Raw genomic sequence first — 17,529 nt, forward strand, 5'->3', positions numbered from 1 at the left:
TTGACGCGCCTATTCCGCCCGCGCGACCACGTAGTCGGCGAGGTCCGAAAGCATGTCGCGCAGGTCCCCCGCCGGCAGCCGGGACAGCGCAGCGACCGCCCGGTCGCGCCAGGCCAGGGCCTCCTGCCGGGCCTCTTCCAGCGTGCCGTGCCGCTCCACGATTGCCCGCGCGCGGTCGAAATCGTCGGATCGGCCCCGCTCCAGTGCCTCGCGCCAGAAGGCGCGCTCCGCCTCGTCGCCGCGCGCCAGGGCACGGATGACCGGCAGGGTCAGCTTCCCCTCGCGGAAATCGTCGCCCAGGTTCTTCCCGATCCCGTCGCCCGCGCCGCCATAATCCAGCCAGTCGTCCACGATCTGGAAGCTCACGCCCAGCGCGTCGCCGAACTCCGACAGTGCGCGTACCTCGTCCTCGGAGGCAGCCGCCACGACGCCGCCCACCTTGGCCGCCGCCTCGAACAGCGCCGCGGTCTTGCCGCGGACGATCTGGAGATAGGTCGCTTCGGTCGTGGCCAGGTTGCGCGCCGCCGTCAGTTGCAGCACCTCGCCCTCGGCGATGGTCGCCGCGGCGCCCGACAGGATGTCGAGCACCCGCAGCGAGCCGGTCTCGACCATCAGCTGGAAGGAACGGGCGAAGAGGTAATCGCCGACCAGCACGCTCGACTGGTTGTCCCAGAGCAGGTTGGCGGTGGGTCGCCCGCGCCGCTGTTCGCTCTCGTCGACGACGTCGTCATGAAGCAGCGTGGCGGTATGGATGAACTCGACCGTCGCCGCCAGTTTGACGTGATCCTCGCCGGAATAGCCGAAGAGCTTGGCGCAGGCGACCGTCAGCAGGGGACGCACCCGCTTGCCGCCCGCCTCGACCAGATGGGCGGTCACCTCCGGGATGCGGGGGGCGTGCTCGCTGGCCATCCGGGTGCGGATCAGCGCGTTCACCGCGTTCATCTCGTCTGCGCAAGCCTCGGCCAGCCGCTCATGCGGCTTTCGCAACTGCGTGATCGTCATGGAATCCCCGTCTCGACAAGGGCCACGCGGCCCCCTAGCTCTTTGCCCATGCGAGAACTCCTGCGGACGAACGACCCCACGATCATCGCCTTCGCCTCGGCCTTGCTGGACGGGGAGGGTATAGACTGCTTCGTCCTGGACGCCAACACATCGATCCTCGAAGGCTCCATCGGCATTTTGCCGCGCCGCCTGATGGTGGCCGATCGGGACCTGTTCCTGGCGCGGGCGGCGCTGGTCGATAACGGGCTCTCCGTGTCGGAATGAGCCGGGACGCCTTTCTGGGTGGGCGTCTGCATCTCGAACAGCTGGACGGGGGATTCCGCGCGGGCTCGGATGCGGTGCTTCTGGCGGCGGCGGTGCCTGCCGTTCCGGGCGACCGCGTGCTCGACCTCGGCTGCGGTGTGGGCGCGGCGATGTATTGCCTGGGCGCCCGGGTGCCCGGGCTCGACCTGACGGGGGTGGAGTGGGACGCGGCCGCGGCGGCTTTGGCCCGGCGAAACGGCGGTGCCGAGGTCGCGGAGGCCGATGTGACCGATCTACCGCCACCGCTGCGCCGCCAATGGACCCATGTGATCGCGAACCCTCCTTATTTCGCCGCGGGCGCCGGATCGCCCGCGCGCGACCCCGCGCGCGAGGCGGCGCTGCGCGAGGCGGGGACGGGGGCGCTGGCCGACTGGGTCCGGGTCGCCTGCCGTCGCGTGGCGCCCAAGGGCACTGTCACGATCATCGCCCGCGCGGACCGTCTGGGCGAGATCTTGCCGGCCATGACATCGCTTGGCGACCTCGCCGTTCGGCCCATCGCGCCGCTGGCCGATGCGCCGGCCGGGCGGGTCGTGGTGCAGGGGCGATTGGGCGCGAAAGGCCCGCTTGAACTGCTTCCACCGCTCGTCCTGCATCGCCAACGCGGCGATGGCGCATATGCCGCCGAGGCGGAGAAGATTCTGCGGGGAATGGAGATGCTGACAATGCGACGAAAGCCGTGCCGCGGCGCAGCTTCGAAAATGCGTGACAGCGGGGCGGGCGGCGTGATCTGATCGGGAGGCTACCAACCAAATAGGAGACTGCCATGTCGCTTGCCTCGCACCTTCAGGAACTGCGAAAGAAGCACGAGACACTCTCCCGACAGGTGGAGGAGGAACAGCGGAGCCCGAGCGTGGACTCGGTGGCGCTGACCGAGATGAAGAAGCGCAAGCTCTCGCTCAAGCAAGAGATCGAACGGCTCAGTTCGGCCCCCGCGCACTGACGCGACCTCCGTCACAGACGGGAAAGGCCCGGTCCGGCGGGCCTTTTTTTGTGGCCCGGCGTCAGGCCTCGAGCGCGCCCGCGTCGATCATCCTCCGCCCGGCGCGGTGGTCGTCCATCCGGCGCACCTCGACCGCGAGCCAATCCAGAAACGCCCGCGTGCCCGGCCGCGTCTGCGCCCCCTCGGGGCAGAGCACGCGGAACCCCGCCCGCGGGACCAGCGCTACGTCATAGGGGGCGACCAGTTGCCCGTGGCGCAGCGCGCTCTCGGCCAGGGAGACGCGGCCCAGCACGACGCCCGCTCCCGACTGCGCTGCGTCGATGGCATGGTCCGCCTGGCTGAAGCGCGGTCCGTGCAGGTCGTCGGCCGCAACCCCGCAGGCGCGAAACCAGTCCTCCCAGCCGACCGAGTTGCGCAGGAAGGCGTGGGAATCGTCGAAGATGATCGGGGCTTCGGTCAGGGAGGCCGGGGTCGGGTAGTGGGCCGCGAGGTCGGGATGCATCATCGGCGTGACCCATTCCTCGATGGTCAGCGCCAGGTGCAGGCCCGCATCCCGCCCCTCATCGCCAGGGCCGAAGCGGATGGCGATGTCGATGTCATCGGTGGCGAAGTCGAGCATCTTCAGCGTCGCGGCAAAGCGCAGTTCGATCTCGGGGTGGCGCTGGGCGAAGTCGAAGAGACGCGGGGCGAGCCATTTGGCGGTGAAGGCCGGCCCCGCCGTGATCGTCAGGAGGCCGCTGTCGAGCGTGCGCTTGGCCGCGCGCCAGCCGGCGGCCAGGGTCTGGAACCCCTCGGATGCGGGGGCGGTCAGCGCCTGTCCCGCTTCGGTCAGCTCCACCCGACGATTGAGGCGGTGAAAGAGCGGTGCGCCGAGATGGGTCTCCAGAGACTTGATCTGAAACGAAAGCGCGGCGGGCGTGACCGAAAGCTCGGCCGCCGCGTCCTGGAATGACAGATGACGGGCAGCGGCCTCGAAGGCGCGCAGGGCGGTGAGGGGCGGAAGTCGGTCGCTCATATCGGACAAGTATATCTTAATCGATGCCTTGGAAAGTCTCGTTTGTTCAGCCCCTCCTCGAGGGCCATATTGGTGTCAGGTAAGAAATCCATGAAATAGAGGAAACCCCGCCATGTTCGAGGTGCATAGCTCCACCACCTATGAAGAAGCTTTTGCCCGCGCCCGGGCGGAGCGGGCCCGCGTCTTCCGCAGCCTGTTCAGCTTCCGTCGCCCCGGTTGGGCGCTGATGTCGGGCGCCCGCACCGCCTGATCCGGCCGGGCCGAACGCATCGCGCTGCGGTCCGACCGAAAAGGCCCGGTCCCCTCGCGGGGCCGGGCCTTCTCTCATGTGCTCATCGAGCCTTTCGGCTCTCTTCGCTTTAGCTCATGTATTGGCCGCCATTGGCCGAGATGGTCGAGCCGGTGATGAAGCCGGCATCGTCCGAGGTCAGGAACGCCACGCAGCGCGCGATCTCTTCGGCCTCGCCGAGACGGCCGACCGGGATGCCGCCGACGATAGCGTCCATCACCTTCTCGGGGATCGTGCTCATCATGTCGGTGTTGATGTAGCCTGGCGCCACCACGTTGACGGTGATGTTGGCACGCGCGCCTTCCTGGGCGAGGGCCTTGCTGAAGCCGATATCGCCGGCCTTGGTCGCGGCATAGTTAGCCTGGGCGAACTGCCCCTTCTGGCCGTTGATCGACGAGATCGTGACGATGCGGCCGAACTTGCGCTCCCGCATGCCGCCCCAGACATTGTGCGTCATGTTGAAGACGCCGGTCAGGTTGGTGTCGATGACCTGGTGCCACTGCTCGGGCGTCATCTTGTGGAAGGGCGCGTCGCGGGTGATGCCGGCGTTGTTGACCAGGATGTCGATGGGGCCGAGATCGGCTTCGATCTGAGCGACGCCGGCCTTGCAGGCGTCGTAATCGGCGACGTCCCACTTGTAGGTCTTGATGCCGGTTTCCTCGGTGAACTGCTTGGCGCGTTCGTCATTGCCGGCATAGGTCGCGGCAACGGTTGCGCCTTGGTCCTGCAGGGCTTTGGAAATGGCGGCGCCGATGCCGCGGCTGCCGCCGGTGACGAGTGCGATGCGGGACATGATAGGTTTCCTCCGGTCTTGGGATGCTCTTCGGCTCTTTCGAGCCTCATGGCCTGGGGGTGGGGCGGGCCCTCTCGAAGAGGCTCGATCGAGCCGATGAGAGGGCCTGCCGGGGGCGATTGCTCAGGGACGCTCGACGCAGAGGGCGACGCCCATGCCGCCGCCGATGCACAGCGTGGCGAGGCCCTTTTTCGCATCGCGGCGCTTCATCTCGAAAAGCAGCGTGTTGAGCACGCGGCAGCCCGAGGCGCCGATCGGGTGGCCGATGGCGATGGCGCCGCCGTTCACGTTCACGATCGACGGATCCCAGCCCATGTCCTTGTTGACTGCGCAGGCCTGGGCCGCGAAGGCCTCATTGGCCTCGACGAGATCCAGGTCGTCCACGGTCCAGCCCGCCTTCTCCAGCGCCTTGCGCGAGGCGTAGATCGGGCCGACACCCATGATCGTCGGGTCGAGGCCGGCGGTGGCGTAGGACGCGATACGGGCCAGGGGCTCGATCCCGCGCTTCTCGGCGTCGTCGGCGCTCATCAGCAGCGTTGCCGCCGCGCCGTCGTTCAAACCGGACGCGTTGGCCGCGGTCACGGTGCCATCCTTGGTGAAGGCCGGGCGCAGGCCCGACATCTTGTCGATGGTGGCGCCGTGGCGGATGTATTCGTCCTTGTCGACGACCGTGTCGCCCTTGCGGCCCTTGACGGTGTAGGCGACGATCTCGTCGTCGAACTTCCCGGCTTTCTGCGCGGCCTCGGCCTTGTTCTGCGAGGCGACCGCGAACTCGTCCTGCTGCTCGCGGGTGATCTGCCACTTCTCGGCGACGTTCTCGGCGGTCTGGCCCATGTGGTAGTTGTTGAAGGCGTCCCAGAGGCCGTCCTTGATCATGGTGTCGACCAGTTTCATGTCGCCCATCTTTTGCCCGGCGCGCATGGCCTGGGCATGGGGGGACATGGACATGCTCTCCTGGCCGCCGGCGACGACAACCGAGGCATCGCCCAGCATGATGTGCTGCGCGCCGAGCGCGACGGCGCGCAAACCGCTCCCGCAGACCTGGTTGATGCCCCAGGCGGCCGATTCCTGTGGCAGGCCGGCGTTGATATGCGCCTGGCGCGCAGGGTTTTGACCTTGGGCGGCGGTCAGAACTTGGCCGAGGATCGTCTCAGAGACCTCGGACTTGTCGACCCCGGCACGGGCGACGACCTCTTCGATGACGGCGCGTCCAAGCTCATGTGCGGGGGTGTTTGCGAAAGAGCCGAGGAAGGAGCCGACCGGCGTCCGGGCGGCGGAGGCAATCACGACATTGGTCATTCGGTGCGTCCTTTCGTGGCGCCCGGAGGGCAGGGCGACGGCCCCGCCTGCGCTCTGCTCCGCGCGCGTCTGTGCGCGGTCCCTAGCGTCTGCGGGCGAAAGGCGCAAATGATCTACGTCAACTGCGGGCCCGCCCTGCGTCCCGTCGCCAATCCGCTTGGCTCAGCCCCTGGGGCCGCGCCGTTGCCGCCGCGGGGCTTGAGGGCGCTCCTCCAACCAGGACGGGCGCAGTTGCGGGGCGCCGAAATGGAAGCCCTGGAGGCAGTCGAACCCCGCTTCGGCGAGAAAGCGCGCCTCCGCCGCGTTCTCGACCCCGACGGCGACGGTGAACATGTCGAACTGCCGCCCGATCGTGACCAGCGCGCCCAGGATACACTGATTGTCCGGGTCGGTGGCGCAGCCCGAGACGAAGCCCGGATCGACCTTGACGATATCGAAGTAGAAGTCGCGCAGCTGGCGGAAGCAGGTCTGCCCCGCGCCGAATTCGTCCAGGGCGAAGGTCAGGCCCTTGTCCTGGTGTTCGGCCATGAAGGCGCGGACGAGGTCGGGCAGCAGCATCGCCGAGGCCTCGGAAATCTCCAGGATCAGCCGCTCTCCCACGGTCTCGTCGCGGGCGAGTCCCCGGCGAAGGGTCCGCGCCCAGCGGGCATAGCCGATGGAGCGGGCGGACATGTTGATCGACAGGCGCAGGGCCGGCCTGGCCGCGAGCGTGTCGAGCCCTTGGCGCAGGGCGGCCACGTCCAACTCCCGACCCAGCCCCATCGTCTCGACGAAGGGAAATACCTGCGCTGCAGGGAGGATGCGGCCGGTCTCGTCCAGCACGCGGACCAGACCTTCGTGGAAGGCCGGGCGCCCATCCGCCGCGCCCACGACCGGCTGGAAGGCTAGCCGCACATCGCCACGCTTCAGCGACCTCTCGACGGTGGAGAGGATGTCGCGATCCCGCTCGGCGATCGCATGGGCCAGCGGGTCGCTGGCCCCATAGTCGTCGTCACGTGCCATCGGCGCTCCCGGACAGCGGGTCCGGGGGCACCCATCGCATGCGGTCCGTAAAGACCCGGTTAAGCGGCCTGGGCAGCGGCGTCCCCTTGCACCGCGGCGACAATGGCCGCGACGAACGCCTCCAGATCGCCAGGATTGCGGCTGGTGATCAGCCCGCCATCGCTGACCGAGGCGCGGTCGACCACGCGGGCGCCGGCATTGCGCAGGTCGGTGTGGATGGACGGATAGGCCGTCACCTCCCGGCCCGAGACGAGCCCCGCCTCGATCAGCAGCCAGGGCGCGTGGCAGATCGCTGCGACCGGCTTGCCGCCGGCGTGGAACGCGGCGACCCGCGCGACCGCGTCGTCATCGACCCGTAGCAGGTCCGGGTTGATTTGCCCGCCCGGCAGCACCAGCGCGTCATAGGCGGCGGGGTCCACGTCGGAGAGCTTCAGGTCGGCCTCGGCCGCGCGGCCCCAGCCGTCGCCGTCCCATCCCTTGATCGCCGCGCCGTCGGGCGTGGCGACATGGACGGTGGCGCCTGTCGCGCGCAGGCTGTCGAGAGGCACTTCCAGTTCGGACTGCTCGAAGCCATGGGTGGCGAGGATCAGGATCTTGGCGTCGGTGATGGCAGGCATGTCGGGCCTCCTGTTCATTTGCGATTTGCACGCCCAACGGGCAGGTTGGCGGCGGAGTTCCGGGGGAGGCGGGGATGCAGCGCTGCGGCTGGGTGAGCGAGGATCCGCTCTATATCGGATATCACGACACGGAATGGGGCGTTCCCCAGCGGGATGGCCGCGCGATGTGGGAGGCGCTGCAGCTGGAGGGATTCCAGGCGGGCCTCTCCTGGATCACCATCCTGCGCAAGCGCGAGGGGTTCCGCGCGGCCTTCGCCGATTTCGCGCCCGAGGTGATCGCCGCCTGGGGCGAGGCGGAGGTCGCGCGCCTGGTGGCCGATCCGGGCATCGTGCGCCACCGGGGCAAGATCGAGGCGGTGATCGGCAATGCCCGCGCCTATCTCGAAATGGAGGATTTCGGCGCCTGGGCCTGGGCGTTCGTCGATGGCGTCCCGCTTCAGCCCGTCCGGGCGGATCTCTCGGAGGTCCCGGGGCAGACGGATCTCTCCCGCCGCATCTCCAAGGAGCTGAAGCGGCGGGGCTTCCGGTTCTGCGGACCGACCACGGTCTATGCCTGGATGCAGGCGACTGGGATGGTGAACGACCATGTCGTCACCTGTCCCCGGCACGCTCCGCTTGCCTGAGCAGAGCCAGGGGAGCGAGGGTCAGGGGCATAAAGGGCTGTCCAGTCTCCGCCCCCGGGCATAGCCATGACCTGCGTAGCAGCAGGGAGGCCCGCCATGACGGACGGACCGGACCCGGAGGCTTTCGCCGCCTCCATGCCAGATACGGTGAAATAATATCTCGGCCGGGCTGGCCGCCTGTTGGAGCGCGTCGGACGCGAGCCGGATCCCGACCGGCTGCTGGCGGTGCGTCTGGCCCCCGACATGTTCGACACCGCCTTTCAGTTCGCCGTCGCGATTCGCTTCGCGGCGCGTGCGCTGATGCCCCAAGCGGGCCTGGCAGTGCCTGACGCGCCGGAGGCGCCGAGCCTGGACGACCTGATGGCCTTCCCGGATGAGGTGCAGGAGGCGATCGACCCGATCCGGGTCAAGGACATGGCCGCCACCGTGACCCACCGCGCGGGCGAGGCGGATCTGGAGCAGGGCGTCGCGGGCTATGTCACCTGCTTTGCCTTGCCGAACATGCTGTTTCACCTGTCAATGGCCTATGCCGGGCTGCGGTATGCGGGCATGGCAGTCGGCAAGGCGGATTTCGACGGCTTCCACGTCTACCGCGCGAGGCCCGGCGGCGGGCGCTGAGGCGCGACGGCCTGGATTGTGCCGCGGGGGTCATTCTCCTTTAGGAATAGCCCCCTACATCTGCGCTGCCGCAAGCCGCCGTTGGAGACGAAGATGGACCGACAGCCGCAGGAGGGCGCCGCACCCCGCCGCACCGGTGTGCCGCCGGTCGGCCTCGTGACCCTGCTCGAGTCGATGGCCGCCGCCGGCGAGGGGGAGCGGGTGGCTCTGGGCGATGTCGCCAAGTCGATGGGCCCGGCGGGGCCCGCGGGCGTGCTACTGATCCCGGCGCTGATTGCGGTTTCTCCGGCTTCGGCCCTGCTCGGCATGGCGACGCTGACCGGCCTGACGATCGCGTTCGTCGCGCTTCAGATCATGGCGGGCGTCCGGCAGCTGTGGCTGCCGGGATGGTTCTACCGGATACGGGTGCCGCGCAGTGCCCTCGCCTGGACGCGGGATCGGCTGTCGCCGCCTCTGGCCTGGATCGAGCGGCGAAGTCGTCCGCGCCTGACCCTGCTGATGCGCTGGCCGCTCGGCCATCTGCCGGGCCTTTCGACCTTTCTGGTCGGGCTCGGCATGCCGTTCCTGGAGTTCGTGCCGATGTCGGCCACGACGGGCGGCGCGGCTGTCGTCCTGATGACGGTGGGCCTGATCCTCGACGACGGGCTGCTGGTCGTGCTCGGTCTCGCGATGGCCGCGATGGTCGGGCTGCTGATCTTCGGCATCGGCTCGGGCGCCGTCGGACTTTTGATCTGAGCGGGCCGCGCCGGACCTTCCGCCGATCATGTTGCGCTGCGCGGGGAGGCCGCCGCTTCTATCCGGCTGGGGAAGCCCGATAGGCGGAACGGCGCGGCCGGGGAATGCGTCTTCCGGGCGCGGCGGCCGGGATATGCGCCGTTGACGTTTGGCCCGTTGCTCTGACGCGGTCCCGGGGCTAGTCCGGAGCGCATGAGCCTGCTCTTCACCGATGCCCGCCTGATCGACCCCGTTTCCGGCACCGAGACCCGCGGCGACCTGCGCGTGGCCGATGGCGTGATTTCCCCGCCCGGCCCGGCGGAGCAGGTGATCGATTGCCGCGGCCGCTGCCTTGCGCCGGGGATCGTGGATTGGGGCGTCAAGGTCGGAGAGCCGGGCGAGCGCCACAAGGAGAGCTTCCGAACCGCCGGGCGGGCGGCGGCGGCGGGCGGCGTGACGACGATGGTCTGCCGGCCCGACACGCGGCCCCCGATCGATGCGCCTGAAAGCCTTGAGCAAGCCCGCTCCCACGCCGCCGAAAGCCTCGTGCGCGTGTTCCATCAGGCCGCGCTGACGCGAGGACGCGCCGGCAAGGAGATGGCCGAGATCGGCTTCCTGCGCGATGCCGGGGCCGTCGCTTTTACCGACGGGGTCCGGGTGACGCGGGACACCAAGGTCCTGTCCCGCTGCCTGACCTATGCGCGCTCGCTCGGGGCGCTGGTCGTGGGCCATCCGCAGGATCCCGGCCTGTCGGCGGGGGCTTGCATCACCTCGGGCAAGTTCGCGTCGCTGCGCGGCCTGCCGGGCGTCTCGCCGCTGGCGGAGCGGATGGGGCTGGAGCGGGACTTGGCCTTGGTCGAAGCGACCGGCGCACGCTGGCATGCCGACCAGATCACCACGGCCGCAGCGCTGCCGGCGCTGGCGCGGGCCCGGGCGGCGGGGCTGGACGTGACGGCGGGGACGTCGATCCACCATCTGACGCTGAACGTGCTGGACGTGGCCGACTACCGCACCTTCTTCAAGCTGACCCCGCCGCTGCGCACCGAGGAGGACCGGCTGTCCATCGTCGCGGCGCTGGCCGAGGGGGCCATCGACGTCATCGGCTCCTTCCATACGCCGCAGGACGAGGAATCCAAGCGTCTCCCCTTCGAGGTCGCGGCGCCCGGCGCCGTGGGGCTGCAAACCCTGCTGCCCGCCGCGATGCGCCTGGTTCATGCGGGGCATCTCACACTGCCGATGCTCTGGCGCGCGCTGAGCCTCAACCCTGCGCGGCGGCTGGGCCTGGAGGGCGGAACGCTCGCCGAGGGCGCGCCCGCCGATCTGGTGCTGTTCGATCCGGACGCGCCGTTCGTGCTGGATCGTTGGACGCTCGAGTCGAAGTCCAAGAACACCCCCTTCGACGGCGCGCGGATGGAGGGGCGGGTGATCGGCACCTGGGTCGGCGGCCGGCGCGTGTTCGACCGGGAGGCGGCGCGGCTGGGCACCTAGATCCCGATGGGATCGCCTGGCTGAAAAATGCGCCTCCGGCGGGGATATTTGGACAGGGAAGAAGACCGGCGGGGCCAGACCCCGATCCGAAGCTTGACCGGCCATTCGGGCCTGCCTAGCGGTGGACGCAAATTTTCGTGGAGCGATCATGCCAGACCTGACCTCGGGCCCTTTCGTCCTGATCCTGGTGGCGGCCCTGGCCTATCTGCTGGGCTCGGTTCCGTTCGGCATCGTGATGGCGCGGGCCTTCGGGCTGGGAGATCTGCGCAAGATCGGGTCGGGGAATATCGGCGCGACCAATGTGTTGCGGACCGGGTCGAAGCCCGCGGCTTTCCTGACGCTGGTCGGAGATGCGGGGAAGGGCGGCGCGGCGGTGCTGATCGCGCGGGCGCTGCTGGGGGAGGACGCCGCGCAGGTGGCGGGGGTATTCGCGTTCCTCGGCCATTGTTTCCCGGTCTATCTCGGGTTCAAGGGCGGCAAAGGGGTGGCGACTTTCCTCGGGACGCTGATCGCGCTGTCCGTGCCGTTGGGCGCGGCGGCTTGCCTGACCTGGCTCGCCGCGGCGGCGGCCTTCCGGATCTCGTCGCTGGCCGCGCTCATCGCGGCGGCGGCCGCGCCGCTCTGGGCGCTCTGGCTGCGGCCCGAGGCCTGGATTTTCGCCGCGGCGCTCGCCGTTCTGATCTTCTGGCGCCATGCGCCGAACATCCGGCGCATCCGCACCGGACAGGAGCCGCGGATCGGCTCCAAATGAGCTTCGAGTTGGCCGTCGTCTCCTGCTTTCGGAAATTCGCGACGTTCCGGGGGCGTGCCGGTCCGGCGGAATATTGGTGGTGGCAGCTTTTCCTTCTGCTTCTGTTGATCTTCATCGGGGTGATGTCGACGCTCTCCCCCTCGGCGGCCGGGTGGCTGGCGCTGCTGTGGATCTTCGGGTTGGCGGTGCCGTCGCTGGCGGTGTCGGTGAGGCGGCTGCACGATGTGGGCTGGTCCGGGTGGTGGATGCTGGCGGGGCTGGTGGGCGTTGGATGGATATTTCTCATCCTGCTCTTCGCTTGGCCGGGGCAGGCGACCGCGAACCGCTTCGGCCCGCGCCCCCGACGCATCGCGACCCCGCGGCTGACGCGCATCCCACGCGTGCGGCGAAAGTGACCTCCGCGCGGGCGGAGGCGGTGGCGGCGGCGCTGGCCCGGCTGCCGCTGGGCGCGTTTCGGGGGCGTAGCCAGGGGCGCGACTGGCTGGTGGTGCGCAGCACCTTCGCCGGGGGCGCCTCCGAAAAGCTGGTGGCGCGAAGCCTCGACGGCACGGGCTATGTCAGCCTCAATCTCTATCGGCTGGAGGCGGGGCCCCGGCTGAAGCCCTGCGAGATGCCCGCGCAGAGGGTGGCGGATTTCCTGGCGGACCTCACCGTCCCGGGGCCGCCGCCGGTCACACGGGACGGCGCGCGATCACCGAGAGGAAGGAGATGAAGCCGAAGAACGCGCCGGCCGCCACCCGCGCCCGGGCCTCGGCTTCCAGCGCGTCGGCGGTCGCCTTCGAGACCAGCCCATCCGCCGCCATGAATGCCGCGCCCCGGCTCACCAGCGTCAGAAAATAGGCCGCCGCCCCGGTGGCGAGATAGGGATGGGCATCCTGACGCAGGATCTCGAACCCCGCGCCGCGCAGCCGGTCCGGCAGCGTGCGGCAGAGCCAGGGATCGTGGATCAGCTGGGTCGCCGCGTGGTCGAGGCAGGTCTGCACCGGATCCGTCGCGCTGCGCGCCGCGGTGATCGTGGCGTAGTCTCCGTCGAACACGGCCAGCGTTCCGCTGGGACGTAGCAGGCGGAAGGCCTCGGACAGCGCCGCCTCGGGCTCTGGGATGTGGCAGAGGGTGGTGTGGAAGATCACCGCGTCGAAGCTGCGATCCGGCAGGTCGCAGGCCCGCGCGTCGCCCGCGACGAAGTCCAAGCCCTCCCGCCCGCCGAACTGCGCGCGGGCCCGGTTCAGGAGCACGGGGCTCGGGTCCAGCCCGACGACCTCGCCTAGAGGCGTTGTCTCAAGCAGGTCGGCGGCGACATGGCCGGTGCCGCTCCCGATCTCCAGCCCGCGCCCGTCCGCGGGCAGATCGAGCCAGCCGAAGTAGCGCCGGCGCATCTCGATCATCTGCGCCTCTTCCGCCCGAACGGTGAGCGCGTCGCCGATCATCTCCTGCGTTTCGGTCGAGGTTTCGGCAATGGTGGCGTATAGATCCGGCATGGCGGGGTCCTCCGTCGATCTGGAAAGGATCGGACGGATGCCCTGTTGACGCAACGTCAATCCATGGCCGGCCTAACTTTTAGTAGCTGTACTCTGCGTAGATCCGGGTCAGATCGCCCTCCCAGGCGCCGTGATACTTGGCGAGAAGCTCGTCGGCGGGAACCTGGCCGCTCTCGACGCTTTCCCGCAGCGTGTTCAGGAAATGGGTCTCGTCTGGGACCAGCCCGCCGGCACCGGCCTCCCCGCGTGCCTTCAGCCCTGCCTCCGCGATGTCGACGCAGGCGCGGGCGAGGTCGTGCATCCGCACGCCATGGGTCTCGGCCTGAAGCCCATCGACGGAGGCGGCCACGCGCAGCGCCTCCCGCGTCTCCTGGTCCCAATCCTTGCAGAGATCCCAGGCGGCATCGAGCGATCCCTGGTCATACATCAGCCCGACCCAGAAGGCGGGCAGGGCGCAGAGCCTGCGCCACGGTCCGCCATCGGCGCCACGCATCTCCATGTATTTCTTGATCCGCGCCTCGGGGAAGAGGGTCGTCAGGTGGTCGGCCCAATCCGAAAGGGTCGGCACCTCGCCCGGCAGGGCGGGCAGCTCGCCGCGCATGAAGTCGCGGAAGGACATGCCCAGCGCGTCGATATACTTGCCGTCGCGGTAGACGAAATACATCGGCACATCGAGCGCGTAGTCGGCCCAGCGCTCGAATCCCATGCCGTCCTCGAAGACGAAGGCCGGGATCCCGGTGCGGTCCGGGTCGAGGTCGCGCCAGACGCGGGAGCGCCAGGATTTGTGGCCGTTGGGCTTGCCCTCGAAGAAGGGCGAGTTGGCGAAGAGGGCGGTGGCGACTGGCTGCAAGGCCAGGGCCACGCGCAGTTTCTTCACCATGTCCGCCTCGGAGGCGAAGTCGAGATTGACCTGCACCGTGCAGGTCCGGCGCATCATCACCTTCCCCATGGTGCCCACCTTGTCCATGTAGGCATCCATCAGCTTGTAGCGCCCCTTGGGCATCAGCGGCATGTCCTCGTGCCGCCAGATCGGGGCCGCGCCGAGGCCGATGAAGCGCACGCCGACATGGTCGGCCACCGATTTCACCTGGCGCAGATGCTCGTTCACCTCGTCGCAGGTCTGGTGGATCGTGCGGACGGCGGCGCCGGACAGCTCCAGCGCGCCGCCGGGCTCAAGCGAGATATTTGCGCCGTCCTTCTCCAGGCCGATCAGCTTGCCGTCTTCCTCGACCGGGGCCCATTGATAGGTGTCGCGCAGGGCGCTCAGGACGGCATGGATCGACCGCTCCCCCTCATAGGGCAGGGGGCGCAGGCTGTCCTCGCAATAGCCGAACTTCTCGTGCTCGGTTCCGATGCGCCAGTCGTCCTTGGGCTTGCAGCCGGCCTCCATGTAGGCGGGCAACTGAGCGGCATCCGTGATCGGGCCGCCGCCGGACTGGGGAATGGACATGGGCGGCCTCCTGACTTGCGCGGGGCACGTCTTGGCATCGTCGCGCGTCAAGTCAAGGCGGCGTGGCCCGGTCGGCTCCATACTGTGATCGTGACGGCTGTGCGCGATCGCACGGCGCGCACCATTGCGCCGCTGTCGAATCCGGGCAGGGGCGCCAGCGCATCCAGCAATTGCTCGGCCCCGCGCGCCGCTTCGGGAATGTAGAGCGTGGCTTCGGGCGAGACGAGCCGCCAGAACGCTTCGCCCGTGCCGGTGCGGCGGAACGTGACCGCCGTCAGGTCGTCCAGCGCGACGGAACCGCCCATGACGGGGCCGAGATAGGTGATGCGGGCCTCGTCGACCTCCACCAGGCCGGGGGCATCGTCTTCGCCGCTGTGGAAGCGGGCATGGCGCAGGCCGGAAAAGGCGAGGACGGTGCCGAGCCCAGCGAGGGCCAGACCGAAGAGAAACAGCAAACCGCCGGACGTGACGAGAAGATAGAGCCCGAGACCGGCGGCGGCGACGCCAAAGGCGGCCTCGCGCCAGCGGATCAGCAGGGCGGCGGCTTCGGGGCGGATCATGGCCGGACACCTCCGTCTAACAGGCTCGAATCATAGGCGCCCGAGGGGCGGAACCCAAGCGCAAGCTCGCCCCCGGAGCGGGGTTGCCGGCGATCGGTGCGGCGGCGATGCCTCATCGCCGATCTGGGGCGGGGCCCGGACGCGGGATAGGGGCCGGACGCGGGGCGAAGACCGGGCCGGTCAGGTCGTGCAGGATCTCGGTCGCGCCGCTCTCCGGGTCGATCAGCCGGGCGATCCGTCCCGCGCTGGCGACCTGGAGCGTCTCGCCCCAGAGATCGGCCCAGCTCCAGGGCATCCGCCGCTCCGTCCCGTCGGGCGCGCGCAGGACGTAGCTGGCCGAAAGCGGCAGGCTTCGGCCAAACCCTTGCAGCAAGGTCCATCCACCGGGAAGCGCGCGCGACAGCCGGGCGTCATAGCCGGTGCTGCTCTCGTGCTGCCAGCCGCGCAGGCGCAGACGCGTCGCATGCGTGTCGCCCATGTGAAATCCATCGGTCGAGCCGGGGAAGGCGTCCGGCGCCGCCGGCCGCAGGGGCGTACCATGCGGCAGATCGGCGCCGGAGAGCCAGATTGCCCCGGTCGCGGTGAAAGCTCCGCCGCCACCCCAGCCATCCGCGTATTCGATCTGCGCCTCCGCGCGCAGCCAGGGCGTCCGAGCGATCACGGTCCGGTATCCGCCGCGCCCGGTATCGGCGTGGTAGACCCAGTGGAGGCCGTCCGGAGCGAGGTCCGACCGGAAGGGGAAGATGCGACCGGCCATGCGCTGGCCCTCGGTCAGCACGCCTGTCTCCCGGTTCCAGCCATAGGTGGCGATCTGGCGCGAGGGGCCGCGCCGCAGGATCACCGTGTCGGGCGCGTTCAGGGCGGTCAGCACATGCAGCCGGGGCGCGGTCACCGCCAGTCGCCGCGCGCCGCCTGCCAGAGCGTCAGCGCCGCCACCGCCGCCGTATCCGCGCGCAGGATGCGCGGGCCCAGCGCGACGGGGGTGGCGAAGGGCAGGGCGCGCAGGCGGGCGCGCTCCTCGGGGGCGAAGCCGCCTTCGGGCCCGATCAGGATCGCGGCGGGGGCGGGCGGCCAGGGGCCCGCCTCGCCCGACTCGGACCAGAGCGGGTCGTCGGACAGCGTCTCGTCGCAGAAGATCAGGGCACGCCCCGCGGGCCAGTCGGCCAGCAGCCGGTCGAGCGGGACGAGCGCCGCGACTTCTGGCACGAAGGTGCCGCCGCATTGCTCGGCCGCCTCGACGGCATGGGCCTGGAGCCGGTCCTGGCGGACGCGCTCGGAATTGGTGAAGCGGGTCGAGACCGGGAGGATGCGGGCCGCGCCCAACTCTGTCGCCTTCTCGACGATGAAGTCGGTCCGGGCCTTTTTGATCGGGGCGAAGCAGAGCCACAGGTCCGGCGGGTCGCGCTGCGGCGCGACCTGCTCCTCGCAGGTCACCGTTCCGCCCCGCTTGCCCAGGGCCTCGATCCGCGCGCGCCACGCCCCGTCGACCCCGTCGAACACGGTGAGCGTGTCGCTGGGCGCCAGCCGCATGACGTTGCCGAGGTAGTGCGCCTGCTCCCGCGGCAGGTCGACCGATTGCCCCGCGCCTACCGGCTGGCCTACATGGAGCCTGACTTTGCTGTCCAAGAGAGCCCCCGCCCATGTCACACGCCTCCGATCAAGGCCAAGTCGCCGACGCGGTCAAGGGTAACTGGGTCGACCGTCTGGCCCCGGCCCCGACCCGACCCTTTCTGCGTCTCAGCCGCGCCGACCGGCCCATCGGGACTTGGCTGCTGCTGATCCCCTGCTGGTGGGGGCTGGCGCTGGCCGTCGCGGCGACGGGATGGGACGCGCGGGCGATCTGGATCGCGCTGGGCTGCGCTATCGGCGCGTTCTTGATGCGCGGGGCGGGCTGCACCTGGAACGATGTGACCGACCGGGAGTTCGACGGCGCGGTCGCGCGCACCCGGTCGCGGCCGATCCCTTCGGGGCAGGTGACGACGCGGGGCGCGCTGATCTGGATGTGCGTCCAGTCGCTGCTGTCCTTCGGCATCCTGCTGACCTTCCACCCGGCCGCCATCGCGCTGGGCGTCTTGGCGCTGCTGCCGGTGGCGGTCTACCCGTTCGCCAAGCGCTTCACCTGGTGGCCGCAGGTCTTTTTGGGCCTCGCCTTCAACTGGGGCGCATTGCTGGCCTGGGCTGCCTTCACCGGCTCGCTCGGCCTCGCGCCCGTGCTGCTCTATCTGGGCGGCATCGCGTGGACGCTCTTCTACGACACCATCTACGCCTATCAGGACGTGGAGGACGACGCGCTGATCGGGGTGAAATCCACCGCCCGCCGCTTTGGCGACCGGCCCAAGCCCTGGCTGCAAGGCTTCCTGATGGCGACGGTGGTGCTGATCTCGGCAGCGGCTCTGGTGGCGTTGCCGCCTGTCCCGGCCGTGGCCGCGATGCTGGGAGCCTGGGCGATGGGATGGCACCTGACCTGGCAACTGGTCCGGCTCGACAGTTCCGACCCGGCGACCTGCCTGGCGCTTTTCCGCTCGAACCGGGATGCCGGTCTGTTGCTCCTGCCGTTTTTCGCTCTCGCCGCCCTCCTCTGATTGTG

Annotated in this window: 23 protein-coding genes; 12 read left to right on the plus strand and 11 right to left on the minus strand. The window is 69.6% G+C overall.

Annotated elements, in window-relative coordinates; translation table 11 throughout:
• Positions 1–9: 9 nt before the first annotated feature.
• The gene (locus DTQ71_RS12545; protein WP_109564636.1) at positions 10–1,002 is read right to left on the minus strand and encodes a polyprenyl synthetase family protein; all 993 of its coding nucleotides are present in this window, start codon (positions 1,000–1,002) and stop codon (positions 10–12) included.
• A gap of 48 nt (positions 1,003–1,050) precedes the next feature.
• Between DTQ71_RS12545 and DTQ71_RS12550 the strand changes: the two genes are divergently transcribed.
• The 3 genes from DTQ71_RS12550 to DTQ71_RS12560 are packed head-to-tail and all read left to right on the plus strand — an operon-like array spanning position 1,051 to position 2,245.
• Entirely contained in the window at positions 1,051–1,266 is a 216-nt protein-coding gene (locus tag DTQ71_RS12550) for a putative signal transducing protein (RefSeq protein ID WP_109564637.1), read from the plus strand.
• On the plus strand, positions 1,263–2,036 hold the full coding sequence (locus DTQ71_RS12555; RefSeq protein WP_109564638.1) for a tRNA1(Val) (adenine(37)-N6)-methyltransferase: 774 nt from the start codon (positions 1,263–1,265) through the stop codon (positions 2,034–2,036). Before DTQ71_RS12550 ends, DTQ71_RS12555 begins: the two co-directional genes overlap by 4 nt.
• Positions 2,037–2,068: 32 nt before the next feature.
• Positions 2,069–2,245 (plus strand): YdcH family protein, encoded by a 177-nt coding sequence (locus tag DTQ71_RS12560; RefSeq protein ID WP_109564639.1) that lies wholly within the window; start codon positions 2,069–2,071, stop codon positions 2,243–2,245.
• Positions 2,246–2,306: 61 nt separating this feature from the next.
• Here the strand turns inward: DTQ71_RS12560 and gcvA are convergent, their stop codons facing one another.
• Complete coding sequence (gene gcvA / locus DTQ71_RS12565) at positions 2,307–3,260, minus strand: transcriptional regulator GcvA (protein WP_109564816.1); 954 nt, start codon at positions 3,258–3,260, stop codon at positions 2,307–2,309.
• 112 nt (positions 3,261–3,372) lie between these two features.
• Between gcvA and DTQ71_RS23505 the strand changes: the two genes are divergently transcribed.
• Entirely contained in the window at positions 3,373–3,510 is a 138-nt protein-coding gene (locus DTQ71_RS23505) for a hypothetical protein (RefSeq protein WP_170125423.1), read from the plus strand.
• Positions 3,511–3,619: 109 nt separating this feature from the next.
• Here the strand turns inward: DTQ71_RS23505 and phbB are convergent, their stop codons facing one another.
• The 4 genes from phbB to DTQ71_RS12585 form a co-directional block, all read right to left on the minus strand.
• The gene (gene phbB, locus DTQ71_RS12570) at positions 3,620–4,342 is read right to left on the minus strand and encodes an acetoacetyl-CoA reductase (protein ID WP_109564640.1); all 723 of its coding nucleotides are present in this window, start codon (positions 4,340–4,342) and stop codon (positions 3,620–3,622) included.
• A gap of 123 nt (positions 4,343–4,465) precedes the next feature.
• Positions 4,466–5,641, minus strand: a complete 1,176-nt coding sequence (locus tag DTQ71_RS12575; protein WP_109564641.1) for an acetyl-CoA C-acetyltransferase — start codon at positions 5,639–5,641, stop codon at positions 4,466–4,468.
• A 162-nt stretch (positions 5,642–5,803) separates the two neighbouring features.
• On the minus strand, positions 5,804–6,643 hold the full coding sequence (locus tag DTQ71_RS12580; RefSeq protein ID WP_109564642.1) for an EAL domain-containing protein: 840 nt from the start codon (positions 6,641–6,643) through the stop codon (positions 5,804–5,806).
• Positions 6,644–6,702: 59 nt separating this feature from the next.
• Entirely contained in the window at positions 6,703–7,260 is a 558-nt protein-coding gene (locus DTQ71_RS12585; RefSeq protein WP_109564643.1) for a type 1 glutamine amidotransferase domain-containing protein, read from the minus strand.
• A 74-nt stretch (positions 7,261–7,334) separates the two neighbouring features.
• On the opposite strand from DTQ71_RS12585, the gene DTQ71_RS12590 reads away from it, so the two are divergent.
• The 7 genes from DTQ71_RS12590 (at position 7,335) to DTQ71_RS12620 (ending at position 12,166) form a co-directional block, all read left to right on the plus strand.
• The gene (locus DTQ71_RS12590) at positions 7,335–7,883 is read left to right on the plus strand and encodes a DNA-3-methyladenine glycosylase I (RefSeq protein WP_109564644.1); all 549 of its coding nucleotides are present in this window, start codon (positions 7,335–7,337) and stop codon (positions 7,881–7,883) included.
• Between the two features lie 180 nt (positions 7,884–8,063).
• Positions 8,064–8,501 carry a DUF1993 family protein gene (locus DTQ71_RS12595; protein ID WP_109564645.1) on the plus strand — a complete coding sequence of 146 codons (438 nt, stop codon included), beginning with the start codon at positions 8,064–8,066 and terminating at the stop codon, positions 8,499–8,501.
• A 93-nt stretch (positions 8,502–8,594) separates the two neighbouring features.
• A complete protein-coding gene (locus DTQ71_RS12600; RefSeq protein WP_109564646.1) occupies positions 8,595–9,236 on the plus strand; it encodes an exopolysaccharide biosynthesis protein in 642 nt (213 codons plus the stop codon).
• A gap of 192 nt (positions 9,237–9,428) precedes the next feature.
• The gene (pyrC, locus tag DTQ71_RS12605) at positions 9,429–10,703 is read left to right on the plus strand and encodes a dihydroorotase (protein WP_109564647.1); all 1,275 of its coding nucleotides are present in this window, start codon (positions 9,429–9,431) and stop codon (positions 10,701–10,703) included.
• Between the two features lie 148 nt (positions 10,704–10,851).
• Positions 10,852–11,454, plus strand: coding sequence for a glycerol-3-phosphate 1-O-acyltransferase PlsY (plsY, locus tag DTQ71_RS12610; protein WP_109564648.1), 603 nt, complete (start codon positions 10,852–10,854; stop codon positions 11,452–11,454).
• Positions 11,451–11,849 (plus strand): DUF805 domain-containing protein, encoded by a 399-nt coding sequence (locus tag DTQ71_RS12615; protein WP_109564649.1) that lies wholly within the window; start codon positions 11,451–11,453, stop codon positions 11,847–11,849. Before plsY ends, DTQ71_RS12615 begins: the two co-directional genes overlap by 4 nt.
• Positions 11,846–12,166 carry a hypothetical protein gene (locus DTQ71_RS12620; protein WP_342768127.1) on the plus strand — a complete coding sequence of 107 codons (321 nt, stop codon included), beginning with the start codon at positions 11,846–11,848 and terminating at the stop codon, positions 12,164–12,166. Before DTQ71_RS12615 ends, DTQ71_RS12620 begins: the two co-directional genes overlap by 4 nt.
• Here DTQ71_RS12620 and DTQ71_RS12625 read toward each other — a convergent pair.
• The 5 genes from DTQ71_RS12625 to DTQ71_RS12645 all read right to left on the minus strand — a co-directional run bounded on the left by DTQ71_RS12625 (position 12,126) and on the right by DTQ71_RS12645 (position 16,568).
• Positions 12,126–12,932, minus strand: a complete 807-nt coding sequence (locus DTQ71_RS12625; RefSeq protein ID WP_109564650.1) for a methyltransferase domain-containing protein — start codon at positions 12,930–12,932, stop codon at positions 12,126–12,128. The genes DTQ71_RS12620 and DTQ71_RS12625 overlap by 41 nt on opposite strands.
• Before the next feature lie 79 nt (positions 12,933–13,011).
• Positions 13,012–14,382: a glutamate--cysteine ligase gene (locus tag DTQ71_RS12630; RefSeq protein ID WP_109564651.1), complete on the minus strand. Its 1,371-nt coding sequence runs from the start codon at positions 14,380–14,382 to the stop codon at positions 13,012–13,014.
• Positions 14,383–14,429: 47 nt separating this feature from the next.
• Entirely contained in the window at positions 14,430–14,942 is a 513-nt protein-coding gene (locus DTQ71_RS12635; protein ID WP_109564652.1) for a hypothetical protein, read from the minus strand.
• Positions 14,943–15,054: 112 nt separating this feature from the next.
• Positions 15,055–15,834, minus strand: coding sequence for a hypothetical protein (locus DTQ71_RS12640; RefSeq protein WP_109564653.1), 780 nt, complete (start codon positions 15,832–15,834; stop codon positions 15,055–15,057).
• Positions 15,831–16,568 (minus strand): 16S rRNA (uracil(1498)-N(3))-methyltransferase, encoded by a 738-nt coding sequence (locus DTQ71_RS12645; protein WP_109564654.1) that lies wholly within the window; start codon positions 16,566–16,568, stop codon positions 15,831–15,833. Before DTQ71_RS12645 ends, DTQ71_RS12640 begins: the two co-directional genes overlap by 4 nt.
• Before the next feature lie 14 nt (positions 16,569–16,582).
• Between DTQ71_RS12645 and ubiA the strand changes: the two genes are divergently transcribed.
• Positions 16,583–17,524, plus strand: coding sequence for a 4-hydroxybenzoate octaprenyltransferase (gene ubiA / locus DTQ71_RS12650; RefSeq protein ID WP_109564655.1), 942 nt, complete (start codon positions 16,583–16,585; stop codon positions 17,522–17,524).
• Positions 17,525–17,529: the final 5 nt, after the last annotated feature.

Origin of the sequence: Jannaschia seohaensis, assembly GCF_900116765.1 — a bacterium.
GTDB lineage: Bacteria > Pseudomonadota > Alphaproteobacteria > Rhodobacterales > Rhodobacteraceae > Jannaschia > Jannaschia seohaensis.